Source organism: Streptomyces sp. NPDC001410 (genome assembly GCF_042895235.1).
GTDB lineage: Bacteria > Actinomycetota > Actinomycetes > Streptomycetales > Streptomycetaceae > Streptomyces.
Genome location: NZ_JBIAWE010000011.1, coordinates 287809 through 311784, shown reverse-complemented (window position 1 = coordinate 311784; position 23976 = coordinate 287809). Strand labels below are relative to the sequence as shown.

Here is a 23976-nt window from a genome sequence, read left to right as displayed (position 1 = left end):
CGCGGGACCAGGGGGGTCGGGTCACCGCGTCTCGACGCCCTTTGCCAAGACAAGAGCATCTCTAGGTACGCACGTGACCCTCTCCATACGCCAGCTTTACTCACCCCAATGGCGGAACGGATTCACCGCAGAAACGTCACTCGCAGAGCCGTCCCGCCCAGGCGATACCGCCGCTCAGGTGGGTCAGGAAGACCTGATCCCGGTAGGCCTCGGCGGCGTGCCCGAGGGCCGTGTAGAACACCCGTCCGTCCCCCTGACGGCGGCACCAGGCCAGCGGGTGGTCGACCCCCATCCCGCCACCCTCGTACGACGTCTCGTCCGCCCGCAGCAGCACCCGCACCCGCCCTCGCGGACTGGACCGGAAGTCGTACCACTCGTCCGTGAACTCCCAGACCGCCGGCAGCTGCCTCGTCGCGGGATGCCCCGGGTCCTCCACCACGACCTTCCCGGGCTGATACGCCGGATGCCTCTCGAAGCGGGCGCCGAGGAGTTCGCCGTAGTAAGGCCACCCGTACTCCGTGCATGCGGCCGCGTGCACCCCGACGAAGCCGCCGCCCGACTCGACGTATCCGCTGAGCCGTTCGCGTCCGGCGGGCGCCAACACGTCACCGCTGGTGGAGAGGAAGACGACCGCCGCGAATTCGCCCAGCGCACGCTCCAGGTCCATGGGGTCCTCCGTGTGCTCCACGGTGAACTCCCCCAGCGCTCGTACGGCGTTGACGGCGTCCGGGATGGAGTCGTGGCGGTAGTCGGTCGTGCGGGTGTAGATCAGCAGCCGAGGAGTCATGGGGTCGAGTTTCGATGTTCACGGGACTTGAGTCACGCTGCGTGTCCATCAGCAGGACAGACGGCCGCCGAAGCCGGATGTCGCCGAGAAGCTTGATGAACTCCTGAAAACCAAGGGGATGTTGTCGGTTGCGGTGAGCAGGATGCCTAAGCGGCGAAGGCGGCGCCTGCATCGAAGTTGCCACCGAACCCACCGCCATCCACATACGCGACTCCAAGACCCCGCACACCCCCCACCTCACCGTCACCCCCTCCACCTGGGCCGCGTTCCTTGCGCAGGTGTTCCACTGAGGGGTGTCGTTCCCGTACCCTCCCCCGGAATGAAGCCCATTCCTCCGCTGCTGGACCATCTCGTTCTCGCCACGCCCGATCTGACCGCGACCGTAGCCGAGTTCGCGTCGCGGACCGGGGTGACGCCCGCGCCCGGCGGGGTGCATGTCGAGTTGGGTACGCGGAACTACCTGGTCGGGTTGGGCGGCCGGAGCTATCTGGAGATCATCGGGCCTGATCCGGAGCAGCCGGAGCCGGTGGAGCTGCGGCCGTTCGGGGTCGATCGGCTGGCCGGGCCGGCCACGGTGAGCTGGGCGATCAGCCCGCCCGATCTGGAGACGGCGGTCGCGGACGCCCGAGCGCGGGGTTACGACCCGGGGCCGATCCACCCGATGAGCCGCCGCACCCCGGACGGCACCCTGCTGGAGTGGCGGCTCACGGACAGCGGCAGCGGGCATCCCTCCGGGTTGGTCCCGTTCCTCATCGACTGGGGCGGCTCGGTGCATCCTGCTGCCTCGGGACTGCCCGTCACCCCGCTGTTGGAGGTGACGGGCACGGCTCCAGAGCCGGACAAGGTGCGGCCCCTGCTGTCGGCGCTGGGCACCTGGCTCGCGCTCGAGGAGGGGCCGTTCATGATCTCTTTCACCGTTCGAACGCCGGCAGGGCCGGTCACCTTCTGCTGAGCCCCGAGAGCCCGCACGCCCTCCCTGTGCCAGCATGACGCTGTGGTGGTGGTCCTCCCCGGCTGGGTATGGCGAGGCGGTCCGGTGCGCAGGGCGGTGATCATCGGGCTCTCGGCCGGTGTCTTCTTCGGCGCGTTCGTGCTGGCCGAGTCGGGGTCATGGGTGGGTGCGGTCGCGGCGGTTCTCGTGCTCGGCCCTTTCTACGGGATCAGGGTGGCCCGACGAATGGGCCGGGTCTGGCCCGGGGCCGGGGACCTGGATCCCGCGGATCGGGTGGCAGTGGTCCGCGCCGCCCGACGTGGTGAGGACATCGGTGATGCCCGGCTGGCGCCTGCCGTCGTCGACTACTGCAACGGACTGCGGACGGCACGGGAACACGATCGCCTCCTCCTCTGGGTGGTCCTGGTCTTCGCCGCACTGGCGGTGGCTCTCGCGCTGATCGACACCTTCTCCGGATCGACGCGGCAGGCGGGGGTGTCGTGGCTGTTCGTGCTGATCTTCCTGGTGGAGCTGACGTGGTGGCCACGGAGACAGTCGCGCATCATGTCCCGCGCGGAACAGGCGGAGCGGTCGGCCCGACGCGTGCTGCGACAGCGGGATTCGTCCGGTGAGTGAGACGGGCTAGAACACCCGGAAGTTCGTGGGGTTCCGCAGATGGAGGTAGAGCCTGCGCAGCCACGGCTCGCGTACGGCGGGCAGTCTGGCCAGCGTGTACAGGAGCAGGTGGCGGTCGGGCCGGAACGTCCAGCCCGGGCGCAGCGGCAGCGGGTCGTCGCGCTCAACGCCGTGGGGCAGTCCGCCGGTCACCGGCAGGCGGGACAGGTCCTCGGGGAAGGCCAGGCCCAGCCACACGTCGGCGGGCAGCGGTACGGTCGCCGGGCTGCCGGGCGGCTGCCATGTCTCGCCCGTCTGCGGATGCACCGGGACCAGAGCGATGTCCGCACCCGACGCGGGCAGACCCGGGCCGGTCAGGGCCAGCGTGCGGGCCGGGCGCCCGGGCGGGAGCAGGGCGTCGAGGGCCCGGCCGAACATGTCCGTGGCCAGTCCGCCGGGCAGGGACACGCGGGCGCCGGCCGAAGCCACCAGCAAGTGGGCCAGGGCCACACCGGCCGCCGCCTCCCACTGCGGGCTCCAGCGCCCGGGCTGCTCGACGGGCGGCGTGCTGTGCCCCTCCTCCACCACGGTCTCCCAGTCGGTGATCCGGGGAGCGGGACCCGGAACGCGGCGTACGGCGATGGGGTTCAGCCACACCGCCTGCCAGATCGAGCAGTCGTCCAGCCGGGTCGCCACCGGCCGGCCGCACTCCTCGCAGGCCAGGTTGGGACCGTCTCTGCCGTCCAGGCCCAGGCAGTAGCCGTCGTGGCCCGGGATCAGCACGGTGCCCCGGACGTCGCCCGGCGCGACCACGACCGCGCCCGGCGGCCCGGAGAAGAGCGAGTACACCGGAGCGAACACGCCCAGGGCCGCCGCTCCCTCCTCGCCCACCTCGTCCCAGGGGATCCAGGGCCCTCCCCGGGGCTCCGGGTCGACGGCGTATGTTCCCGACTCCATCAGCGCGGGGAGCATCTCGTGCCCGAAGTGGTGCCGGGCCCGCACGGGAAGCGCCACCCTCGACACGGGCGCGGTCAGTTCCGTACCGCACTGATCACACACGAACACGTCCGCCAACAGCCACTCCCCCACGATCGAACGGATGGATCATTCCGGCCGTGGGAGGCGGGTGCAACCGCTTACCCGCCGCCGTGCCCGATTCCGCCGTGTCCGATTCCTTCAAGACCGGGTGCCTGGCCCCTGCCTACGGTGAACCCATGACTCCACGATTCGCCGTGATCGGCGTGGTGACCTCCGACCTGGCCGCCTCGCTCGCGTTCTACCGTCGCCTCGGGCTGGTCTTCCCCGAAGGGGCCGAGGACCAGCCGCATGTCGAGGCCGAGCTGCCCGGTGGGCTGGTGCTCGCGCTGGACACCGAGGCGACCGTCCGCTCGTTCCACTCCGGGTGGCGGCCGCCCGCCGGCGGGGGCCGGGTCGGGCTCGCCTTCCGGTGCGGCTCGCCGGCCGAGGTCGACGCCGTGTACGAGGATCTGGTGGGCGCCGGGTACCACGGGGAGTTGAAGCCGTGGGACGCCTTCTGGGGGCAGCGGTACGCCACCGTGCACGACCCCGACGGCAACGGCGTCGACCTGTTCGCTCCGCTAGCCGCCGAGTAGCTCTCCGAGCGGCTTGCCTGCCAACTGGCGTACGTCCCGGGCGAGATGAGGCTGGTCCGCGTATCCGGCGCGGGCCGCCGTCTCGGCGTACGGGACGCCGGAGCGGGCGAGGGCCAGGGCGCGTTGCAGGCGCAGGACGCGGGCGAGGGTCTTGGGGCCGTAGCCGAAAGCGGTCAGGCAGCGGCGGTGCAACTGGCGGGCGCCAATGCCCAGTTCGACGGCCGTCGCCGCCACCGGGCGGCTCGCGTCCAGGCACTCCACCAGGCGGCGCAGGAGCGGGTCGGGGGGTGGCGCCTCGGCGGCCCGGTCCAGGGCGATGTCCTCCAGGCCCGTCGCCGGGTCGGGGGCCGCCTCGATACGGTCGCGCAGTCGTCGTACCCGGGCGGCGGGCCACAGGTCCGTCAACTCGACGCGGGCGTCCCGTAGTTCGTGGGCCGGTACGCCGAGCAGGGCGGGCGCGGTGCCGGGGAAGAAGCGGATGCCCGCCCAGGCGCGGGGTGGGCCCTCGGGGACGTACGGGCGGGTGTCGGGTCCGGCGACCAGCAGCCGGCCCTCGCTGAACAGCAGGTCCATGCAGCCGTCGGGCAGTACCGGGCGGACACCCTTCAGGTTCTCCGGGTGCTCCGGGGTGCGCTGCCACACCACCGCGCCGGTCAGTCGGGACGGCCGCTCCTCGTACACGTACGCCAGGCTACGCCGCGCGGGTGCGGTGCTCCTGGGGGCTGACCCCGTACACCCGCTTGAAGGCGCTGGACAGGGCGAAGGCACTTCCGTAGCCGACCCGGCGGGCTATGGCGGCGAGGGTGTCCTCGGTGTCGCGGAGCCGGTCGGCGGCCAGGGCGAGGCGCCAGGCGGTGAGGTAGGCCATCGGGGGTTCGCCGACCAGTTCGGTGAAGCGGCGGGCCAGGGCCGCGCGGGACACCCCGGCCTTGGCGGCGAGCGAGGACACCGTCCAGGGGTGGGCCGGGTCGTCCTGGATCAGGCGCAGGGCGCGGCCGACGACCGGGTCGCCGAGGGCCTGGTACCAGGCGGGTGCGGCCGCCTCGGGGCGGGAGAACCAGGCCCGCAGCGCGCTGATGACCAGCAGGTCGAGCAGGCGGTCCAGGACCACCTCCTGGCCGGGTTCGTCGCGGACGATCTCCTCCATGAGCATCGGGGTGAGCGGGCACTGCCAGACCTCGGCGGGGAGGGTGAGCAGCGGGGGCAGGGCGTCCAGCAGGCGGCCGCTGATCTCGCCCTGCATCAGGTAGGTGCCGATCAGCATCACGGTCGGGGCGTCCGGGCGGTCGCCCCAGGTGCGCACGCCGAGGTCCATGGAGCCGTTCAGGGAGCTGCCGTCGGGGTAGCGGCACTCGCCGCCGGGCAGGATCAGCGCCTGCGGGGCGGTGCCGGGGGTGTCGGCGCAGGTGTACGGGTCGGGGCCGCGCGCGATGGCCAGGTCGCCGGGGCGCAGCCGGACCTGCTCGCCGCCGTCGGGGACGACCCAGGCCTCGCCGCGCGCCATGACCATCACCGTCAGCGGGGCGCGGTCCTCCACGCGGACCGCCCAGGGCGGCTCGAAGCACGCGCGGATCATGAAGGCGCCGTGCGCGCGGGGGCCGTCCAGCAGGCCTGCGAGTGCGTCCATGGGCTCAGCGTAGACGCGCGCGTATGCGGGTGAGCCGATCGGCGATGGTCCCTTGGCAGGGGCCGCAGTTGACTGGCGGACATGACGCAGAACACGGGTGGGACACAGGGGTCGACGGTGGTGGTGACCGGCGCGTCCGGCCGTACGGGCAGCCGGGTCGCCGGGGCCGCGCGGGCGGCCGGGCTGACGGTCCGGGCGGCCTCGCGGGCGCGGGGCTTCGACTGGCACGACCGGTCGACGTGGGAGCAGGTGCTGGGCGGCGCGGACGCGGCCTACCTGGTGTACCCGTCGGACGTTGGGGCGCCGGACGCCGCGGAGACGGTTGGGCGCCTGGCCCGCGAGGCCGTCGGTCTGGGGGTGCGGCGGCTGGTGCTGCTGTCGGCGCGGGGCGAGCAGCAGGCGCGGCCCACGGAAGAGGCGCTGCGGGCGTCGGGGGCGGACTGGACGGTCGTACGGGCCGCCTGGTTCGCGCAGAACTTCAGCGAGGGCCCGTTGGTCGCGGAGTTGCGGGAGTACGGGGAGCTGGTGTTCCCGGCCGGGGCGGTGCGGGAGCCGTTCGTCGACGCGCGGGACATCGCGGACGTGGTCGTGGCGGCGCTGACCGAGGGCGAGCGCTACGTCGGGCAGGTGGTGGAGGTGTCCGGGCCGCGGCTGCTGACCTTCGGCGAGGCGGTCGCCGAGATCGCGGCGGTGACCGGGCGGCGGCTGTCGTACCGGGCGGTGCCGGCCCGGGAGTACGGCGAGCGGCTGGCGGGCTTCGGAGTGCCGCCCGAGGAGGTGGACTTCCTGGTCGGCCTCTTCGAGAGCCTCCTCGACGGCCGCAACGCCCACCTGTCGGACGGCGTACGCCAGGTCCTGGGCCGCAAGCCGCGGGACTTCGCCGACTTCGTACGGGAGACCGCGCCGGCGGGCACCTGGAAGCCGTGACCCGGGCACCGGCCGGCGGTCACCGCCGCCCTCCACCGTCGGAGTTCGCACCGCTGCGGCGGCGAGAGGAAGCGGCGGGTCACTCACGGGCCGAGAGGCCGATGCGGGGATACGGGGATGCGGGGATGCGCAAGCCGGGACACGCACGTCGGCCGTCGGGCTCTCGCCATTACGGCGGGGTGAGGGAGCGGCGGGTCACTCACGGGCCGAAGAGCCGATGCGGGGGGGGCGGAGCGGCGGCGGCACTCGTGTGTTGTGCTCCCCGAGCCGTCCGTCCGCCCGTCACTCCGCGTGTGGCGGTGCGCTGCCGTTCGTTCCGTTCGCGCCCTTCACCTCGTGGCTCTTGTGGGTGTGGTGGTGGGGGTTCTTCGCGTGGGTGCGCAGGCGGGCCGTGACGTCCTCCGGGGGGAGGAAGCGGGACCAGCGTTCGGGGAACTCGGACGGCATGTCGGGGTCCTCGGGGTCGGCCTCGCGGGCGGCGGCGACGCGGGTGACGTACTCGACGACCTCCGCCTCGCGCAGCCGCTCGTTGGCGGCGCGGGCCGCGCCCGTGGCGGCGGCCGGCCAGACCCGGTCGATGGCGGCGTTCACCGCGGCGCCGACGAGCACGGCGAAGGCCGACACGCCGATCCAGAGGAGGACGGCGACGGAGGCGGCGAGGGAGCCGTAGATCGTGGCGCCCTCGATGGTGTTGGTGAGGTAGATGCGCAGGAGGAAGCTGCCCAGGACCCACATGGCCAGGGCGACCAGGGCGCCGGGTACGTCCTCGATCCAGGGGGAACGGACAGGCACGGACACGTGGTACAGGGTCGTCAGGAAGACGATGGACAGGACGATGACGACCGGCCAGTACAGGACCTGGACGACCGTCTCCGACCAGGGCACGACCCCCACCACCGCGTCCGGCCCGGCCACCATCAGCGGCAGCGCGACCGAGCCGATCAGCAGCGCCACGATGAACAGCAGGAAGGACATCATGCGTGTCTTGACGATGCCGCGGACGCCGTCGAGGCCGTACATGACGGTGATCGTGTCGATGAAGACGTTCACCGCGCGGGAGCCCGACCACAGGGCGAACAGGAAGCCGATGGAGATGACGTCCGGCCGGCCGCCCTTCATCACGTCGTGCAGGATCGGCTCGGAGATCTCCTTCACGCCCTTGTCGGACAGGACCGTGCGGGAGGCCTCCAGGAGGTTGTTCTCCAGGCTCTGGATGGTGTCCGCGCCGGTCCAGGCGTCGACGTAGCCGAGGAGGCCGATGAGGCTCAGCAGCAGGGGCGGCACGGACAGCAGCGTGAAGAACGCCGCCTCGGCTGCCAGGCCCAGGATGCGGTACTCCATGCAGGAGTTGACGGTGTCCTTGAGCAGCAGCCAGGCGGTCCTGCGCTTGGATACGTTCCGATACAGGGCTCGGGCCCGGTGGAGCCGGCCGGCGGGCCGCTCGGGGGTTTCACTTCCTGGCTGCACGACCTAACGGTATCCGTCGTACGGGACTGCCCTCACCTTCCAGGGCAGGTGACCGGCCGGACGCGGCCGCGGGCGGTGCTGTGCGACTCTGGAGACCAGTATCGCCGCGCTCCCGGGTAGGTTCGCAATCATGGCAGGCAACTCCACCCATACCGTGACGAACCAGCCCCCTCCGCTGGTGGGATACGACGTCTTCAGCGCCGACCGGGCCCTCGTCGAGGCGGTCGCGCGGCACACGGATCCCGAGGTGCTGGACGCGGTGCGCGACGAGCTGTCCGTGCTGGGCCGGGCCTCTGGTTCGGCACAGGTGCAGGAGTGGGGCGTACAGGCGAACGAGCATCCGCCGCGGCTGCGCACGCACGACCGGTACGGCCACCGGGTCGACGAGGTCGAGTTCCACCCTGCCTGGCACCGGCTGCTCGGCAAGGGGGTCGGGGCGGGGCTGACCGGCGCCTGGACGCGGCCTGCCGGGCATCTGCGCAGGGCGGCCGGGTTCCTCGTCTGGACCCAGGTCGAGGCGGGCAACTGCTGCCCGCTGTCCATGACCCACGCGGCCGTGCCCGCGCTGCGGACCGACCCCGCGCTGGCCGCCGAGTGGGAGCCGCGGCTGACGTCCACGATCTACGACCGTGACCTGCGGCCCGCCGGGCGGAAGTCCGGCGCCCTCTTCGGCATGGGCATGACCGAGAAGCAGGGCGGCAGCGACGTACGGGCGAACACCACCGAGGCCCGGCCGCTCGCCGAGGAAGGGACGTACGTCCTGACCGGGCACAAGTGGTTCTGCTCGGCCCCCATGTCAGACGGGTTCCTCGTGCTGGCCCAGGCTCCCGACGGGATCACCTGCTTCCTCGTCCCGCGCGTCCTCGCCGACGGCACCCGCAACGTGTTCCTCATCCAGCGGCTCAAGGACAAGCTGGGCAACCGGTCCAACGCCTCCGCCGAGGTCGAGTTCGACGGCACCTGGGCGCGCCGGGTCGGCGAGGAAGGGCGCGGGGTGCGCACCATCATCGAGATGGTCGCCGCAACTCGGCTGGACTGCGCGCTCGGCTCGGCCGGCCTGATGCGGCAGGCGGTGGCGCAGGCCGTCCACCACTGCGCCTACCGGGAGGCGTTCGGCGGGAAGCTGATCGACAAGCCGCTGATGCGCAACGTGCTGGCCGACCTCGCGCTGGAGTCCGAGGCCGCGACCGCGCTCACGCTCCGGCTCGCGGCCGCCTACGACGACGGCGGCGAGCAGGAGCGGGCCTTCCTGCGGCTCGCGGTGCCGGCCGCCAAGTACTGGATCACCAAGCGCTGCGCGCCGGTGGCGGTGGAGGCCGCCGAGTGCCTGGGCGGCAACGGGTACGTCGAGGAGTCGGGGCTGCCCCGGCTGGTGCGCGAGTCGCCGCTGAACTCCATCTGGGAGGGCGCCGGAAACGTTCAGGCGCTGGATGTGCTGCGGGCGCTGCAGCGCGAGCCGGGCGCGCTGGACGCCTGCCTCACCGAGATCGGCAGGGCGCACGGCGCCGACCACCGGCTGGACCGGGCGGTGAAGGACCTGTTCACCGAACTCGCCGATCTGGACGGCATCGAGGGCCGCGCCCGGCGGCTGGTCGAGCGCCTCGCACTGGTGCTCCAGGGGTCACTCCTGGTGCGGCACGCGCCGCCGGAGGTCGCCGACGCGTTCTGCGCCTCCCGGCTCGGCGGCGATCGGGGCGCGGCCTTCGGCACCCTGCCGACGGGCCTGGACCTGGCCTCGGTGGTGGAGCGGGCCCGGCCGCTGCTCTGACCGCGCTGACCTGAGCCTTTGCGGGAATGCGGCACGGGGGTGGTGCTGCGCCGACACGGCACCACCCCCGCCTACTGGGCCCGTTGAAGGCCACAAAGCGCCGCCCGAAGGCGGCGCCTGGTCAAGTCTCGGCCAGCCTCGTGCCATTCACCAGGGTTGCAAGGGGTTGCAACTTGTTGGTGACTGTGCGCGGACTCTGTGCCTCCGGCATGCGCCGGACGGCAGTATGGGAGAGGAGTCGGACCGGAAACCGCCGCCCGGACGGCTTGACAAGTGTGTTCGACGCCTTTTCCGGGAGGACCCCAGTGGCGAACCCGCCGATGAACGTGGCGCGTCTGGCCGCCGTGGACGCGGCGCAGGCGGCGCGGGTACTGAGCGAGCTGCGCGAGGCCACGCTGGCCGGGCAACGTGTGCGGATCACGCCCCGGCCGGTGATCGAGCAGTCCTGGGGACGGATGCTGCGCAGCGGCGTCGACCCCGACCACGACTTCAGATCCCGGCTGCTGCCCGCCGACGAAGTGCGGCGCAGACGCGAGGAGTCACCGCTCCGGCATATTCTTCCGGTATTGCGCGAGGGGCTGCTTTCGGTCGCCGACGTCGCCCAGCACATCATGGTGGTCGCCGACGCCGAGGGACGTGTCCTGTGGCGGGAGGGATCCCCGCAGGTGCTGCGCAAGGCCGACGGGCTCGGCTTCGAACTGGGCGCGGACTGGCGGGAAGACGTCGTCGGCACCAACGGCCTGGGCACCCCCGCGGTCGTACGGCGCCCGGTACAGGTCTTCGCCGCCGAGCACTTCGTCCGCTCGCACGCCTCCTGGACGTGTACGGGTGCCCCGATCACCGACCCCAGGGACGGCCGGCTCATCGGGGTGGTGGACGTGAGCGGCCCGCTGGAGACCATGCATCCGGCGACCCTCGCCTGGGTGGACTCGGTGGCCAAACTCGCCGAGGCCCGGCTGCGGGAGCTGCACCTGGCCTCGCTGGAGCGGCTGCGCGCGGTGGCGGCGCCGGTGCTGGCCCGGCTGGACGGGCGGGCCCTGGTGGTGGACCGGAACGGCTGGACGGCGGCCGTGACCGGGATGCCGTACCTGCGGCGCGTGGCGCTGCCCAAGTCCCTGACGCCGGGCCACCGGTGGCTGGCCGCCCTCGGCACCTGCGCGGTGGAGCCGCTGACCGGGGGCTGGCTGCTGCGGGCGGCGGAGGAGCCGCTGCCCTCCAGCACCACCCGGATCCTGCTGGACCTGAGCCGGCCGGGCCGCAGCTCGGTGACCGTGGCCCGGGCTATGGGCTCCTGGTCCCGCGAACTGAGCCCCCGGCACGCCGAGTTGCTCTACCTGCTCGCCGAACACCGGTCGGGGCGCGGCGCGGCGGGACTGGCCGAAGACCTGTTCGGCGATTCATCCCGAACGGTTACCGTCAGAGCGGAAATGTCCAGAATTCGCCGATATCTAGGGGATCTTCTGCGACACCGGCCGTATCGTTTCTGCGAAAGCACGGAGATCGAGGTACTCCTGCCCGACAACCCCCGTGACCTGCTGCCCCAGTCGACGGCACCGGCGGTGGCACGGCGCCGGACCACCGGCTGACCAATGCAGGGACAGATGGGGTGCCGGGTGGGGGGACAGCTGGGTTCGATGCGGGCATCTTCCGCATATTTGCGGGTCTTGGCCCTCTGGCACCCGCCGCTGCCGTAGCATCCCTGACGGGCCTCCCCACCTGCTCCTCGGTCAACGTACGGACCACCAGGCGCAGTTGGCCCGCCTCGGGAGGAAAGATGAGACATCGCGGCAGACACCGGCGACGCAGACGGGGCGCAGCCGTGCGCGCGTTCCTCGCCGGAACCGCGCTCGCGCTCACCGCGGCCGCCACGCTGATCAGCGCCTCACAGGCCACGGTCGCCAAGAACCCCGGCCCGCTCAGGCCCCTGACCTCCCGGGCCGACACCGCCCCGCTGCGCCTGCAGGAGCACCTGGTGCCGGCCCGCACACTGAACCGGCTCGCCGCGTCCATGGGCCGCCCGGTCGGCGTGGACACCGTCCTGCAGAGCGCCGACCGCACCCTGAGCACAAGCACCGACTGTGCCTCCGAGGACCACGCGACCCTGCCCGTCACCCCGGCCGCCACCCGCGCCTACTGCTGGGACCCGGCCGACACCGCCACCACCGCCTGGCGGCCGGCCTCGGTGACCACCTCCGGCGACGCCGACGACGACGGCGTCTGGGGCACCCACCGGGCCCTCCTCACCGGCTGGACCCACAGCACCACCACCGGGACCGCCGCCGAGCGGGGTCTCGCCAGGGTCGCCTTCGTCGACGCCGACGACCCCGACCACCCCGTCTACCGCTGGGTGCTGCTGGTGGTCCCCGTCGACGGCGGCCGCGACTACCGAGGCCTCGCCTCCCACGTCTCCGGCATGGTCTGGTACCAGGACAAGCTCCTGGTCACCACCACGACCGGCAGCGCCGACGCGCTCTACGTCTACGACCTCGACCGCATCCAGCGCACCACGGTCGACGCGCCCGCCATCGGCCGGGTACCCGGCGGCTGGTCCGCCGACGGCTACGAGTACGTGATGCCCGCCGTCGGCTCCTACCGCTATCTCGCCGGCCGCTGCACCGCCGCCGGCCCGCCCTGCCCGGCGACCCTCTCCCTGGACCGCGGCACCGCACCCGACAGCCTGGTCGCCGGCGAGTGGACCGCCCCCGGCAGCGACCGGCACGCCCGGCTGTGGCGCTACGCCTTCAGCACGGACCCGGCGCGCAGCGGGCTGCTCGCCACCGACGCCGCCGGGCGGGTGGACGCGGTCGAGGCCTACCGGACCCGGGCGGCCGGGATCCGGGGCGTGCTGTCGTACCGGCAGCCCGGGTCGGCCGGTCCGTCCTGGTATGTGGGACAGCTGTCCAGCTCCGGGGACGGGCACGGCGGACTGTGGCGGCAGGACACGAAGGGGGCGAAGGCGGCACACTGCGGCTCGGACTCCTCCCACCACTGCTGGGCCGAGTCCGCGGGCTCCCTGTCCTACTGGCAGGAGACCGGCGAGGTGTGGTCCGTCTCGGACCGGATGCTGTTCGCGGTGCCCCTGGCGGTGCTCGACCGTTCGGTGGACTGACCCGGGGTGACCCGGTCGATCGACAGACCGCCGGGCGGGATGATTCCCTGGCCCGCATGAGCACCGCCCCTGTCACCACCTGGTCCCTGGAACAGACCTCGCCGGCCGACCTGCTGCCGGCCGCCGCCCCCGAGGGCGACGTCCGCATCGTCCGCGCCGAGGTCCCCTCCCCCGAGTTCAGCCGCTTCCTGTACACCGCGGTCGGCGGCGACATCCGCTGGACCGACCGCCTCGGCTGGAACTACGCCCGGTGGCAGGAGCAGCTGGACCGTCCCGGCGCGGAGACCTGGGTGGCCTACGACCGCGGCACGCCCGCCGGGTACGTCGAGCTGAACCCGCAGGACGACGGCGTCGTCGAGATCATCCTCTTCGGCCTGATCCCCGCGTTCCGCGGCCGCCGCATCGGGGGCCATCTGCTGTCGTACGGGGCGGCCCGCGCATGGGATCTGGCGGAGCGGTGGCCTGAGCGGACGCCGACCAAGCGGGTGTGGCTGCACACGTGCAGCAAGGACGGCGAGTTCGCCATGGACAACTATCAGCGGCGAGGGTTCAGGCTGTTCGACACGAAGGTGGAGCTGGAGCCGGAGGTTGCTACGCCTGGGTTCTGGCCGGGAGCGTAAGGGAGCACCACCGTCGTGACGATCCGGGTCTCGCCGGTTCGGACACAGCTCACGAGACGGTTCTGACAGTACGTACGAGACCCACATCACAGCGTCCCGGCATTCGAGACAGTCGTGTCCAGCATGCGGATAACAGTGGACTGCCCAGAGATCCCCGTGACACGCTTCCGTCATGTCTGGAACTGGAATTGCCTTGGTGAGTCGGCGGCACGTCGACCTCGGCCGCATGTCCAGCGCCATCTGTCCGGCGAGCTGAGCGCCCCAGCACCGCCGATCTCCTCGTACACCTGATTCCTGCCTGCGCAACGCCGCGCACGCCTGCCCGCGTGCCCATATGCGCAGGTCAGAGCCGCTTCCCGCCTGTCCGAAGGACGTAGAACCATGGCCGCCAACCCGCAGAACCCCGCCGCGTCCGCGCCCGGCCGCAAGGTGAGCCGTCACCGCGGCGAGGGTCAGTGGGCCGCGGGTCACTTCACCCCGCTCAACGGCAACGAGCAGTTCAAGAAGGACGACGACGGTCTCAATGTGCGGACACGCATTGAGACGATCTACTCCAAGCGCGGCTTCGACTCCATCGACCCCAACGACCTGCGCGGGCGGATGCGCTGGTGGGGTCTTTACACCCAGCGTCGGCCCGGGATCGACGGCGGCAAGACCGCGATCCTGGAGCCGGAGGAGCTGGACGACGAGTACTTCATGCTGCGGGTACGGATCGACGGCGGGCGGCTGTCGACGCAGCAGCTGCGGGTGATCGGAGAGATCTCGCAGGAGTTCGCGCGGGGCACCGCGGACCTCACCGACCGGCAGAACGTGCAGTTCCACTGGATCCGGATCGAGGACGTCCCGGAGATCTGGGAGCGCCTGGAGGCCGTCGGGCTGTCCACCACCGAGGCCTGCGGTGACACGCCCCGCGTGATCCTCGGTTCGCCGGTCGCCGGCATCGCCGCGGACGAGATCATCGACGGCTCCCCGGCGGTCGAGGAGATCAACCGCCGGATCGTCGGCAACAAGGCGTTCTCGAACCTGCCCCGCAAGTTCAAGTCCGCGGTCTCCGGCTCGCCGCTGCTGGACGTGGCGCACGAGATCAACGACGTCGCGTTCGTGGGAGTCGTCCACCCCGAGCACGGCCCCGGCTTCGACCTGTGGGTCGGCGGCGGCCTGTCCACCAACCCGAAGATCGGTGTGCGGCTCGGTGCCTGGGTGCCCCTGGACGAGGTCCCGGACGTCTACGAGGGCGTCATCTCGATCTTCCGCGACTACGGCTACCGGCGCCTGCGCACCCGCGCCCGGCTGAAGTTCCTCGTCGCCGACTGGGGTGCGGAGAAGTTCCGGCAGGTGCTGGAGGACGAGTACCTGCAGCGCAAGCTGGTCGACGGTCCGGCGCCGGCGCAACCCGTGGAGCGCTGGCGCGACCACGTCGGTGTGCACCGGCAGCAGGACGGGCGGTTCTACGTCGGTTTCGCCCCGCGCGTCGGACGCGTCGACGGTACGACGCTGGCGAAGATCGCCGACGTCGCCGAGGCGCACGGCTCGGGCCGGGTGCGTACCACCGTCGAGCAGAAGATGATCGTGCTGGACGTCGAGGAGGCGCAGGTCGAGTCTCTGGTGGCGGGTCTCGAGGCGCTGGATCTCAGCGTCAGCCCGTCCCCGTTCCGGCGCGGCACCATGGCCTGCACCGGCATCGAGTTCTGCAAGCTCGCCATCGTGGAGACCAAGGCGCGCGGCATCTCGCTGATCGACGAACTGGAGCGCCGCCTCCCGGAGTTCGACGAGCCGATCACGATCAACATCAACGGCTGCCCGAACGCCTGCGCCCGTATCCAGGTGGCGGACATCGGTCTCAAGGGCCAGCTGGTCCTCGACGACAACGGCGAGCAGGTCGAGGGCTTCCAGGTGCACCTCGGCGGCGCGCTGGGCCTGGAGGCGGGCTTCGGCCGCAAGGTCCGCGGTCTGAAGGTCACTTCGCAGGAGCTGCCCGACTACGTCGAGCGCGTCCTGAAGCGCTACCAGGCGGAGCGCGAGGACGGCGAGCGGTTCGCCACCTGGGCTGCGCGCGCTTCTGAAGAGGCTCTGTCATGAGGTCGGCGAGTGAGCCGAAGGGGCGCGCCGGTGTCGAGAGGGCATGGGGGTCCCCCCTGCTCGAGCGAAGCCGAGAGCTTGGGGGAGCGCGGAGGCCCGAAGGGGTGAGCACGGTCGTCCTCTCGACACCGGCACCCAGCGCCCCGGAGACCAACCGAGCCCTGAATAAGAGGAGGGCCCTGTCGTGAGCGAGCGGGCCGCACCTTTCTACTGCCCCTACTGCGGTGACGAGGACCTGCGTCCCAGTGAGCAGGGCCATGGCGCCTGGGAGTGCGGGGCGTGCAACCGCGCATTCCAGCTGAAGTTCCTCGGGCTGCTCACCCGGGGTCTTCAGCGAGCCGACAACGGAGGGGACGACCGGACATGACGACGGCTCAGGAACAGCGTACGACCGAGGAGTTGAAGCAGCTCGCCGAGCAGGCGGGCCGCGACCTGGAGGACGCCTCCGCGCTGGAGATCCTCCAGTGGGCGGTGGACACCTTCGGCAAGCGGTTCTGCGTCACCTCCTCCATGGAGGACGCGGTGGTCGCCCATCTGGCCTCCCGCGTGCTGAAAGGCGTCGACGTCGTCTTCCTCGACACCGGCTACCACTTCCCGGAGACCATCGGCACCCGGGACGCGGTCGAGGCCGTGATGGACGTCAACGTCATCACCCTCACACCGCGGCAGACGGTCGCCGAGCAGGACGCGGAGTACGGCCCGAAGCTGCACGACCGCGATCCTGACCTGTGCTGTGCGTTGCGCAAGGTCCGGCCGCTGGAGGAGGGCCTGAAGGGCTACGCGGCATGGGCGACGGGCCTGCGCCGCGACGAGTCCCCGACCCGGGCGAACACCCCGGTGGTCGGCTGGGACGAGAAGCGGCAGAAGGTCAAGATCTCCCCGATCGCCCGCTGGACCCAGGACGACGTGGACGCCTACGTCACCGAGCACGGCGTGCTGACCAACCCGCTGCTGATGGACGGCTACGCCTCCGTCGGCTGCGCCCCGTGCACCCGCAGGGTCCTGGAGGGCGAGGACGCGCGCGCCGGCCGCTGGGCGGGCCGGGCCAAGACCGAGTGCGGGCTGCACGGATGACGGCGCCCACAGCAACCCACACCTCGCCCACAGTTCCGACCGTTACTGCTGTTTCTGCTGTTACCGAAGCGACCACTGCGACCCAGGAGAACCACGTGACCACCGGAGCCACCGTCTGGCTCACGGGTCTGCCGAGCGCCGGCAAGACCACCATCGCGTACGAGCTGGCCGGCCGGCTGCGTGCCGACGGCCACCGCGTCGAGGTGCTCGACGGCGACGAGATCCGCGAGTTCATCTCGGCGGGCCTCGGCTTCAGCCGCGAGGACCGGCACACCAACGTGCAGCGCATCGGCTTCGTCGCCGAGCTGCTGGCCCGCAACGGCGTCAAGGCGCTCGTCCCGGTGATCGCCCCGTACGCGGACAGCCGCCAGGCGGTGCGCGAGCGGCACGCGGAGAACGGGACATCGTACCTGGAGATCCATGTGGCGACCCCGGTCGAGGTGTGCTCGGTGCGGGACGTGAAGGGGCTGTACGCCAAGCAGGCCGCGGGCGAGCTGTCGGGGCTCACGGGGGTCGACGACCCCTACGAGGAGCCCGAGACGCCCGATCTGCGGATCGAGTCGCAGCACCAGACCGTGCAGGAGTCCGCGGCCGCGGTCCACGCGCTGCTCACCGAAAGGGGACTGGCATGACGACCGTCGCCACGGTCGAGGAGGGTACGGCCAGCCCGTACGCCCTCACCCACCTGGACGCCCTCGAGTCCGAGGCGGTGCACATCTTCCGCGAGGTGGCGGGCGAGTTCGAGAACCCGGTGATCCTGTTCTCCGGTGGCAAGGACTCCATCGTCATGCTGCACCTCGCGCTGAAGGCGTTCGCCCCGGCGGCGATCCCCTTCTCGCTGCTCCATGTGGACACGGGACACAACTTCCCCGAGGTGCTGGAGTACCGGGACCGTGTGGTCGCCGCACATGGGCTGCGCCTCCATGTGGCCTCCGTACAGGACTACATCGACCGCGGTGTGCTGAAGGAACGTCCCGACGGCACCCGCAACCCGCTGCAGACGCTCCCGCTGACGGAGCGGATCCAGAGCGAGAAGTTCGACGCGGTCTTCGGCGGCGGCCGCCGCGACGAGGAGAAGGCCCGGGCCAAGGAGCGCGTCTTCTCGCTGCGGGACGAGTTCTCCCAGTGGGACCCGCGCCGCCAGCGGCCCGAGCTGTGGAACCTGTACAACGGCCGCCACGCGCCCGGCGAGCACGTCCGCGTGTTCCCGCTCAGCAACTGGACCGAGCTGGACGTCTGGCAGTACATCGCCCGCGAGGGCATCGAGCTGCCTCAGATCTACTTCGCGCACGAGCGCGAGGTGTTCCAGCGGGCCGGCATGTGGCTGACGGCCGGCGAGTGGGGCGGTCCGAAGGAGTCCGAGACCGTCGTGAAGCGTCTGGTCCGCTACCGGACCGTCGGTGACATGTCCTGCACGGGCGCCGTCGACTCCGACGCGACCACGCTGGACGCCGTCATCGCCGAGATCGCCGCCTCCCGGCTCACCGAGCGCGGCGCCACCCGCGCCGACGACAAGCTCTCCGAGGCCGCGATGGAAGACCGCAAGCGCGAGGGGTACTTCTAAGCATGAGCACGACCACGACCGAGGCGCTCTCGGCCACCACCCTGCTGCGGTTCGCCACCGCCGGCTCCGTCGACGACGGCAAGTCCACGCTCGTCGGACGGCTGCTGCACGACTCCAAGTCGGTCCTCACCGACCAGCTGGAGGCCGTGGAGCGCGCGTCCGCGAGCCGCGGCCAGGACGGCCCGGACCTCGCGCTGCTCACCGACGGCCTGCGCGCCGAGCGCGAGCAGGGCATCACCATCGACGTGGCCTACCGCTACTTCGCCACGCCCCGGCGCCGGTTCATCCTCGCCGACACGCCCGGCCATGTGCAGTACACCCGCAACATGGTCACCGGCGCTTCCACGGCCGAGCTGACGGTGGTCCTGGTCGACGCCCGCAACGGCGTGGTCGAGCAGACCCGCCGGCACGCGGCGATCGCCGCGCTGCTGCGCGTGCCGCACGTGGTCCTCGCCGTCAACAAGATGGACCTGGTCGACTACCAGGAGTCCGTGTTCGCCGCGATCGCCGAGGAGTTCACGGCGTACGCGACCGAGCTGGGCGTCCCGGAGATCACCGCGATCCCGATCTCGGCGCTCGCCGGCGACAACGTGGTGGAGCCGTCCGCCACCATGGACTGGTACGGCGGCCCGACCGTCCTGGAGCACCTGGAGACCGTCCCGGTCAGTCATGACCTGGCGCACTGCCACGCCCGGCTGCCCGTGCAGTACGTGATCCGTCCGCAGACCGCCGAGCACCCGGACTACCGGGGCTACGCGGGCCAGATCGCGGCCGGCACCTTCCGCGTCGGCGACCCGGTCACGATCCTGCCCTCCGGCCGTACGACGACGATCTCCGGCATCGACCTGCTCGGCGAGCCGGTCGACGTGGCCTGGACGACGCAGTCGGTGACCGTCCTGCTGACCGACGACGTCGACGTCTCGCGCGGCGACCTGATCGTGCCGACCAAGGACGCGCCGGCCACCACGCAGGACGTGGAGGCGACCGTCTGCCACGTCGCCGACCAGCCGCTGACCGTCGGGCACCGGGTGCTGCTCAAGCACGGCACCCGCACGGTCAAGGCCATCGTCAAGGACATCCCGTCCCGCCTCACGCTCGACGACCTGTCCCTGCACCCGCACCCGGGTCAGCTCGTCGCCAACGACATCGGCCGCGTGAAGATCCGCACCGCGGAGCCGCTGCCGGTGGACTCGTACGCCGACTCGCGGCGCACGGGCTCGTTCATCCTGATCGACCCGAACGACGGCACCACGCTCACCGCGGGCATGGTCGGCGAGTCGTTCGCCTCCCCGGAGCCGGTCAAGGACGAGGCCGAGGCCGACGGGTGGGACTTCTGACGTGAACTCCACCGACTACTACTCCACGTTCGCGAAGGAGGGCGGCCGCGTCGGCAGCGGTGTTCTCGGCAGCGGGCAGGGCGGAGTGGCGCGATGTGTGCGCTGACGTACGCGCACCGCTCGCGCGCCCGCACCCCCCACCGCCGTGGACGAAGACCTGCCGACCTCCCGGCCACGACCTGAGAGACCGTGACCGCCGGGCCTCCGAGAGGAACACCTCCCGTGCCTGCTACATCCGCTCTTCGCCGTACCTTCGCGGTCATAGCCGCCCTCCCCCTCCTCACCCTCGCCGCCTGCGGCTACGGTTCCCAGGCCGACAAGGACGACACGGCCAAGGTCGCCGCCGGGGCCAAGAAGACCGACGGGCTGGACTCCGTCAGGATCGGCTACTTCGGGAACCTGACGCACGCCACCGCGCTGGTCGGCTTCCAGAAGGGCTACTTCCAGAAGGAACTGGGGGCCACCGAGGTCACGCCGGCGATCTTCAACGCCGGTCCGTCCGAGATCGAGGCGCTCAACTCGGGCTCCATCGACATCGGCTGGATCGGTCCCTCGCCCGCGATCAACGGTTACACCAAGTCCGACGGCACCAACCTGAAGATCATCGGCGGTTCGGCGTCGGGCGGCGTGAAGCTGGTCGTCGACCCGAAGAAGATCAAGTCCCTCAAGGACGTCAAGGGCAAGAAGATCGCCACCCCGCAGCTGGGCAACACGCAGGACGTGGCTTTCCTCAACTGGGCTGCCGAGCAGGGCTGGAAGGTCGACGCGCAGAGCGGCAAGGGTGACGTCACGGTCGTCCGCACGGACAACAAGATCACTCCGGACGCCTACAAGGCCGGTTCGGTCGACGGCGCCTGGGTGCCGGAGCCGACCGCGTCCAAGCTGGTCGCCGAGGGCGGCAAGGTGCTCCTCGACGAGGCGTCGCTGTGGCCCGACAAGAAGTTCGTGATCACGAACATCATCGTGCGGCAGGCTTTCCTGAAGGAGCACCCGAAGGCCGTCGAGGCGGTCCTGAAGGCCTCGGTCGAGGCCAACAAGTGGATCAACGCCAACCCGGACGAGGCGAAGGCCGCGGCGAACAAGCAGCTCGGGAGCGACTCCGGCAAGGAGCTGCCCGCCGACGTCCTGGACCCGGCGTGGAAGTCGATCCAGTTCACCGACGACCCGCTGGCCGCCACGCTCGACACCGAGGCGGAGCACGCGGTCAAGGCCGGTCTGCTGGAGAAGCCCGATCTGAAGGGCATCTACGACCTCACGATCCTCAACAAGGTCCTCAAGGGCGAGGGCGAGAGCACGGTCGGCGACGCCGGTCTCGGCAGCTGACGCAGGCACCCGACGAGTTCCCAGGAGGTGACGACCATGGCCACGACCACGACTCTCGCCAAGGCCGCCGAGGCGGTCGAGTACGCGGCACGCCTTGAGCATGTCTCGAAGTCCTTCGCGACACCGGGCGGGCAGCAGCTCGTGCTGGACGACATCAGCATCGATGTGGCTCCGGGCGAGTTCGTCACCCTCCTGGGGGCCTCGGGCTGCGGCAAGTCCACGCTGCTGAACCTGGTGGCGGGGCTGGACCGGCCCACCGCGGGCTCCATCACGACGGACGGGCGTCCGGCCCTGATGTTCCAGGAACACGCCCTGTTCCCGTGGCTGACCGCGGGCAAGAACATCGAACTCGCCCTGAAGCTCAGGGGGGTTCCCAAGCCCGAGCGGCGCGGCAAGGCCGAGGAGCTGCTCGAACTGGTCCGGCTCAGGGGCGCGCACGGCAAGCGCGTGCACGAGCTGTCGGGCGGTATGCGGCAGCGCGTGGCGATGGCCCGTGCGCTGGCGCAGGAGAGCAACCTGCTGCTGATGGACGAGCCGTTCGCGGCCCTCGACGCCATCACCCGGGACGTGCTGCACGACGAGCTGACCCGGATCTGGGCGGAGACCGGCCTCTCCGTCCTGTTCGTCACGCACAACGTGCGCGAGGCGGTGCGGCTCGCGCAGCGGGTGATCCTGCTGTCCTCCCGGCCGGGCCGGATCGCGCGCGAGTGGAGCGTGGACATCCCGCAGCCGCGGCGCATCGAGGACGCGCCCGTGGCCGAACTGTCCCTTGAGATCACCGATGTACTGCGTGGGGAGATCCGCCGCCATGGCCAGCACTGAGACGACAGCGGCTCAGGACGCCGGGAGCGTCGAGGCGGGCCTCGACGCGCTGGAGACCACGGCCACCGGCCGCCCGCCGTTCCGGAAGACCTTCGTCGACAAGATCCTGCCGCCGATCATCGCGATCGCCGTGGTCCTCGTCGCCTGGTATCTCCTGTACCCGATCGTCGACAACCCGACGAAGTTGCCCTCGCCGGGCGCCGTGGGGAGCGCGTTCCGGGACGCCTGGCTGAAGGGCGAACTGCTCGGCTACATCTGGACCAGCGTCTCGCGCGGTCTGCTGGGCTTCGCCTTCGCGCTGCTCATCGGCACCCCGCTCGGCCTGCTGGTGGCCCGGGTGAAGTTCGTGCGCGCGGCCATCGGCCCGATCCTGTCCGGCCTCCAGTCGCTGCCGTCGGTGGCGTGGGTGCCGCCGGCCGTGATCTGGCTGGGCCTGAACAACTCGATGATGTACGCGGTGATCCTGCTCGGCGCGGTCCCGTCCATCGCCAACGGTCTGGTGTCCGGCGTCGACCAGGTGCCGCCGCTGTTCCTGCGGGCGGGCCGCACGATGGGCGCGACGGGCGTCAAGGGCATCTGGCACGTCACACTGCCGGCCGCGCTGCCCGGCTATGTGGCGGGCCTGAAGCAGGGCTGGGCGTTCTCGTGGCGCTCCCTGATGGCCGCGGAGATCATCGCGTCCTTCCCCGACCTCGGTGTGGGCCTCGGCCAGTTGCTGGAGAACGCGCGCACCGCCAGCGACATGGCCATGGTCTTCGAGGCCATCCTGCTCATCCTGTTCGTCGGCATCGCCATCGACCTGCTGATCTTCAGCCCGCTGGAGCGGTGGGTGCTGCGCAGCCGCGGCCTGCTGGTGAGGGGCTGAGGCACAGCATGCGCAATCCGGTCCGCCCCGTGCTCGTGGTGATCGCCCACGGCAGCCGCGACCCGCGCCACGCCGCGACCGTGCACGCGCTCGTGCAGCGCGTACGGTCGCTGCGGCCGGGCCTGCGCGTGGAGACCGGGTTCCTGGACTTCAACATCCCTTCCGTGCAGGGGGTGCTGGAGTCGCTCGCGGCGGAGGGCGAGCGGGACGTCGTGGCGCTGCCGCTGCTGCTGACCCGCGCCTTCCACGCGAAGGCCGACATCCCCGCCGTCCTGCGGGACGCGCCGCCGCAGCTGCACATCCGCCAGGCGGAGGTGCTGGGCCCGTCCCCGCTGCTGCTGTCGGCGCTGGAACGACGCCTCTACGAGGCGGGACTGACGCCCGCCGACAAGTCCTCGACCGGGGTCGTACTGGCCTCGGCGGGGTCCTCCGACCCGGAGGCGATCGCAGTGATCGCCGACATCGCGCGGGAGTGGTGGCACACCGGTTGGTGCGCCGTGCGACCTGCGTTCGCCTCCGCATCCCTTCCCCGCACCGAGGACGCCGTACGGGACCTGCGCGCCCTCGGCTGCGAGCGGGTGGCCGTCGCGCCGTACGTGCTGGCCCCCGGCTTCCTGCCCGACCGCATCGCACGCGGCGCGGCCGGGGCGGACGTCCTGGCGGACGTCCTGGGCCCGGCGCCCGAGGTGGCACGGGTGTTGCTGGAGCGGTACGACGAGGCACGGCTGCCGCTGCCGGCGGTGCTCGGCGCCTGACGGCCCGGCGGCCCGACGACCGCTCATCCGGTCGTTCCCGTCCCGGCCTGCCCGGTTTCCCCGAATCCCCTTCCTGGTCACGTCCGGATCTGCTGGGATGGTCCCTCAAAGCACTATCTCGGGGGAGAACGGTTCGCGTGGCCGGTCAGGAGTTCGGGCATCACCTGGGGCTGCCCAGGGCCCTGTCGGGTCTGCCGCTGAGCCCCCTCGTACCCGGTTACGGCAGCCTGGCCGCCGCCCAGCACGCGGCGGGGTTACGTCATCTCGGCGAGGTCCTGGGCGCCTCCCCCGCAGGGTTACGGGTCCTGGACGGGCTGTTCGTGCCGTCGGGGCCGTGGGGTCGGCGCCGGGTGGACGGGCTGTACCTGGACGGTCTCGCGCAGGGGCCGGGACCGGGCGCCCCGCTCGCCCGACGGCTGGCCGAACTGCACCGGCGCGATCCGCAGGCCCTGCGCCGGGTCGTCCTCTACCAGCTGATAGGTCTGCTCCAGGACCACCCGGCGTCCCAACGCCACCGCATCGCGGCCGAGTCGGGGGTGCACGCCGACGAGATCGACGGGCTGGTGGCGGCCGCCCGGCTGCGCCCCGCCCTCGACCGGCGCCGGCGCGATGCCGCCGAATCGCTCGGCGACGCCCTGGAGCGGCGGAAGCTGCACCGGCTGCGGAGCCTGCTCGACCGGCTGCCCACGGGGG

Annotated in this window: 24 protein-coding genes and 2 pseudogenes; 21 read left to right on the top strand and 5 right to left on the bottom strand. The window is 71.6% G+C overall.

Translation table 11 applies throughout. The features are described from left to right. Nucleotides 1–136 precede the first annotated feature (136 nt). A complete protein-coding gene (locus ACFY3C_RS25630) occupies nucleotides 137–787 on the bottom strand; it encodes a ThuA domain-containing protein (RefSeq protein ID WP_390772374.1) in 651 nt (216 codons plus the stop codon). 155 nt (nucleotides 788–942) lie between these two features. On the opposite strand from ACFY3C_RS25630, the pseudogene ACFY3C_RS25625 reads away from it, so the two are divergent. The 3 genes and pseudogenes from ACFY3C_RS25625 to ACFY3C_RS25615 form a co-directional block, all read left to right on the top strand. After that, nucleotides 943–1077 (top strand): annotated as a pseudogene (locus ACFY3C_RS25625) (DUF397 domain-containing protein); the annotation flags it as partial. 29 nt (nucleotides 1078–1106) lie between these two features. Then, the gene (locus ACFY3C_RS25620; protein ID WP_390772373.1) at nucleotides 1107–1739 is read left to right on the top strand and encodes a VOC family protein; all 633 of its coding nucleotides are present in this window, start codon (nucleotides 1107–1109) and stop codon (nucleotides 1737–1739) included. Between the two features lie 42 nt (nucleotides 1740–1781). Next, the gene (locus ACFY3C_RS25615) at nucleotides 1782–2354 is read left to right on the top strand and encodes a hypothetical protein (protein WP_390772372.1); all 573 of its coding nucleotides are present in this window, start codon (nucleotides 1782–1784) and stop codon (nucleotides 2352–2354) included. 6 nt (nucleotides 2355–2360) lie between these two features. Here the strand turns inward: ACFY3C_RS25615 and ACFY3C_RS25610 are convergent, their stop codons facing one another. Continuing rightward, nucleotides 2361–3347 (bottom strand): hypothetical protein, encoded by a 987-nt coding sequence (locus tag ACFY3C_RS25610; RefSeq protein ID WP_390772371.1) that lies wholly within the window; start codon nucleotides 3345–3347, stop codon nucleotides 2361–2363. A gap of 200 nt (nucleotides 3348–3547) precedes the next feature. Here ACFY3C_RS25610 and ACFY3C_RS25605 point away from each other — a divergent pair, with 200 nt between their 5' ends. Continuing rightward, on the top strand, nucleotides 3548–3946 hold the full coding sequence (locus ACFY3C_RS25605) for a VOC family protein (RefSeq protein ID WP_386575541.1): 399 nt from the start codon (nucleotides 3548–3550) through the stop codon (nucleotides 3944–3946). Here ACFY3C_RS25605 and ACFY3C_RS25600 read toward each other — a convergent pair. Next, nucleotides 3932–4627 (bottom strand): helix-turn-helix domain-containing protein, encoded by a 696-nt coding sequence (locus ACFY3C_RS25600; RefSeq protein WP_390772370.1) that lies wholly within the window; start codon nucleotides 4625–4627, stop codon nucleotides 3932–3934. The genes ACFY3C_RS25605 and ACFY3C_RS25600 overlap by 15 nt on opposite strands. A gap of 10 nt (nucleotides 4628–4637) precedes the next feature. Beyond that, nucleotides 4638–5573 (bottom strand): AraC family transcriptional regulator, encoded by a 936-nt coding sequence (locus ACFY3C_RS25595; RefSeq protein ID WP_390772369.1) that lies wholly within the window; start codon nucleotides 5571–5573, stop codon nucleotides 4638–4640. A gap of 81 nt (nucleotides 5574–5654) precedes the next feature. Here ACFY3C_RS25595 and ACFY3C_RS25590 point away from each other — a divergent pair, with 81 nt between their 5' ends. Next, nucleotides 5655–6500 carry an NmrA family NAD(P)-binding protein gene (locus tag ACFY3C_RS25590; protein ID WP_390772368.1) on the top strand — a complete coding sequence of 282 codons (846 nt, stop codon included), beginning with the start codon at nucleotides 5655–5657 and terminating at the stop codon, nucleotides 6498–6500. Nucleotides 6501–6782: 282 nt separating this feature from the next. Here the strand turns inward: ACFY3C_RS25590 and ACFY3C_RS25585 are convergent, their stop codons facing one another. Further along, complete coding sequence (locus ACFY3C_RS25585; protein ID WP_390772367.1) at nucleotides 6783–7967, bottom strand: YihY/virulence factor BrkB family protein; 1185 nt, start codon at nucleotides 7965–7967, stop codon at nucleotides 6783–6785. 130 nt (nucleotides 7968–8097) lie between these two features. Between ACFY3C_RS25585 and ACFY3C_RS25580 the strand changes: the two genes are divergently transcribed. The 16 genes and pseudogenes from ACFY3C_RS25580 to ACFY3C_RS25505 all read left to right on the top strand — a co-directional run. Then, nucleotides 8098–9735: an acyl-CoA dehydrogenase family protein gene (locus tag ACFY3C_RS25580; protein ID WP_390772366.1), complete on the top strand. Its 1638-nt coding sequence runs from the start codon at nucleotides 8098–8100 to the stop codon at nucleotides 9733–9735. Nucleotides 9736–10040: 305 nt separating this feature from the next. After that, entirely contained in the window at nucleotides 10041–11321 is a 1281-nt protein-coding gene (locus ACFY3C_RS25575) for a GAF domain-containing protein (RefSeq protein WP_390772365.1), read from the top strand. Nucleotides 11322–11509: 188 nt separating this feature from the next. After that, on the top strand, nucleotides 11510–12844 hold the full coding sequence (locus ACFY3C_RS25570) for a hypothetical protein (RefSeq protein ID WP_390772364.1): 1335 nt from the start codon (nucleotides 11510–11512) through the stop codon (nucleotides 12842–12844). A 56-nt stretch (nucleotides 12845–12900) separates the two neighbouring features. Next, nucleotides 12901–13464, top strand: coding sequence for a GNAT family N-acetyltransferase (locus ACFY3C_RS25565; RefSeq protein WP_390772363.1), 564 nt, complete (start codon nucleotides 12901–12903; stop codon nucleotides 13462–13464). 172 nt (nucleotides 13465–13636) lie between these two features. Beyond that, nucleotides 13637–13720, top strand: a complete 84-nt coding sequence (locus ACFY3C_RS25560) for a putative leader peptide (RefSeq protein ID WP_309486338.1) — start codon at nucleotides 13637–13639, stop codon at nucleotides 13718–13720. 125 nt (nucleotides 13721–13845) lie between these two features. Beyond that, a complete protein-coding gene (locus ACFY3C_RS25555) occupies nucleotides 13846–15543 on the top strand; it encodes a nitrite/sulfite reductase (protein WP_386575550.1) in 1698 nt (565 codons plus the stop codon). Between the two features lie 184 nt (nucleotides 15544–15727). Further along, nucleotides 15728–15910, top strand: coding sequence for a hypothetical protein (locus ACFY3C_RS25550; RefSeq protein ID WP_390772362.1), 183 nt, complete (start codon nucleotides 15728–15730; stop codon nucleotides 15908–15910). After that, nucleotides 15907–16617: a phosphoadenylyl-sulfate reductase gene (locus ACFY3C_RS25545; RefSeq protein WP_390772361.1), complete on the top strand. Its 711-nt coding sequence runs from the start codon at nucleotides 15907–15909 to the stop codon at nucleotides 16615–16617. Before ACFY3C_RS25550 ends, ACFY3C_RS25545 begins: the two co-directional genes overlap by 4 nt. Continuing rightward, nucleotides 16614–17249 carry an adenylyl-sulfate kinase gene (gene cysC / locus ACFY3C_RS25540; protein ID WP_390772360.1) on the top strand — a complete coding sequence of 212 codons (636 nt, stop codon included), beginning with the start codon at nucleotides 16614–16616 and terminating at the stop codon, nucleotides 17247–17249. Before ACFY3C_RS25545 ends, cysC begins: the two co-directional genes overlap by 4 nt. Further along, nucleotides 17246–18181: a sulfate adenylyltransferase subunit CysD gene (gene cysD / locus ACFY3C_RS25535; protein WP_386575554.1), complete on the top strand. Its 936-nt coding sequence runs from the start codon at nucleotides 17246–17248 to the stop codon at nucleotides 18179–18181. Before cysC ends, cysD begins: the two co-directional genes overlap by 4 nt. A gap of 2 nt (nucleotides 18182–18183) precedes the next feature. Next, nucleotides 18184–19518: a sulfate adenylyltransferase subunit 1 gene (locus tag ACFY3C_RS25530; protein WP_390772359.1), complete on the top strand. Its 1335-nt coding sequence runs from the start codon at nucleotides 18184–18186 to the stop codon at nucleotides 19516–19518. Between the two features lie 222 nt (nucleotides 19519–19740). Further along, a complete protein-coding gene (locus tag ACFY3C_RS25525) occupies nucleotides 19741–20841 on the top strand; it encodes an aliphatic sulfonate ABC transporter substrate-binding protein (protein WP_390772358.1) in 1101 nt (366 codons plus the stop codon). A 36-nt stretch (nucleotides 20842–20877) separates the two neighbouring features. Further along, a complete protein-coding gene (locus ACFY3C_RS25520) occupies nucleotides 20878–21663 on the top strand; it encodes an ABC transporter ATP-binding protein (RefSeq protein ID WP_386575557.1) in 786 nt (261 codons plus the stop codon). Then, entirely contained in the window at nucleotides 21650–22528 is an 879-nt protein-coding gene (locus ACFY3C_RS25515; RefSeq protein ID WP_386575558.1) for an ABC transporter permease, read from the top strand. The genes ACFY3C_RS25520 and ACFY3C_RS25515 overlap by 14 nt, the downstream gene beginning before the upstream one ends. An 8-nt stretch (nucleotides 22529–22536) precedes the next feature. Beyond that, nucleotides 22537–23283, top strand: a complete 747-nt coding sequence (locus ACFY3C_RS25510; protein ID WP_390772357.1) for a sirohydrochlorin chelatase — start codon at nucleotides 22537–22539, stop codon at nucleotides 23281–23283. A gap of 609 nt (nucleotides 23284–23892) precedes the next feature. Then, a pseudogene (locus ACFY3C_RS25505) lies at nucleotides 23893–23961 on the top strand (hypothetical protein); the annotation flags it as partial. Nucleotides 23962–23976: the final 15 nt, after the last annotated feature.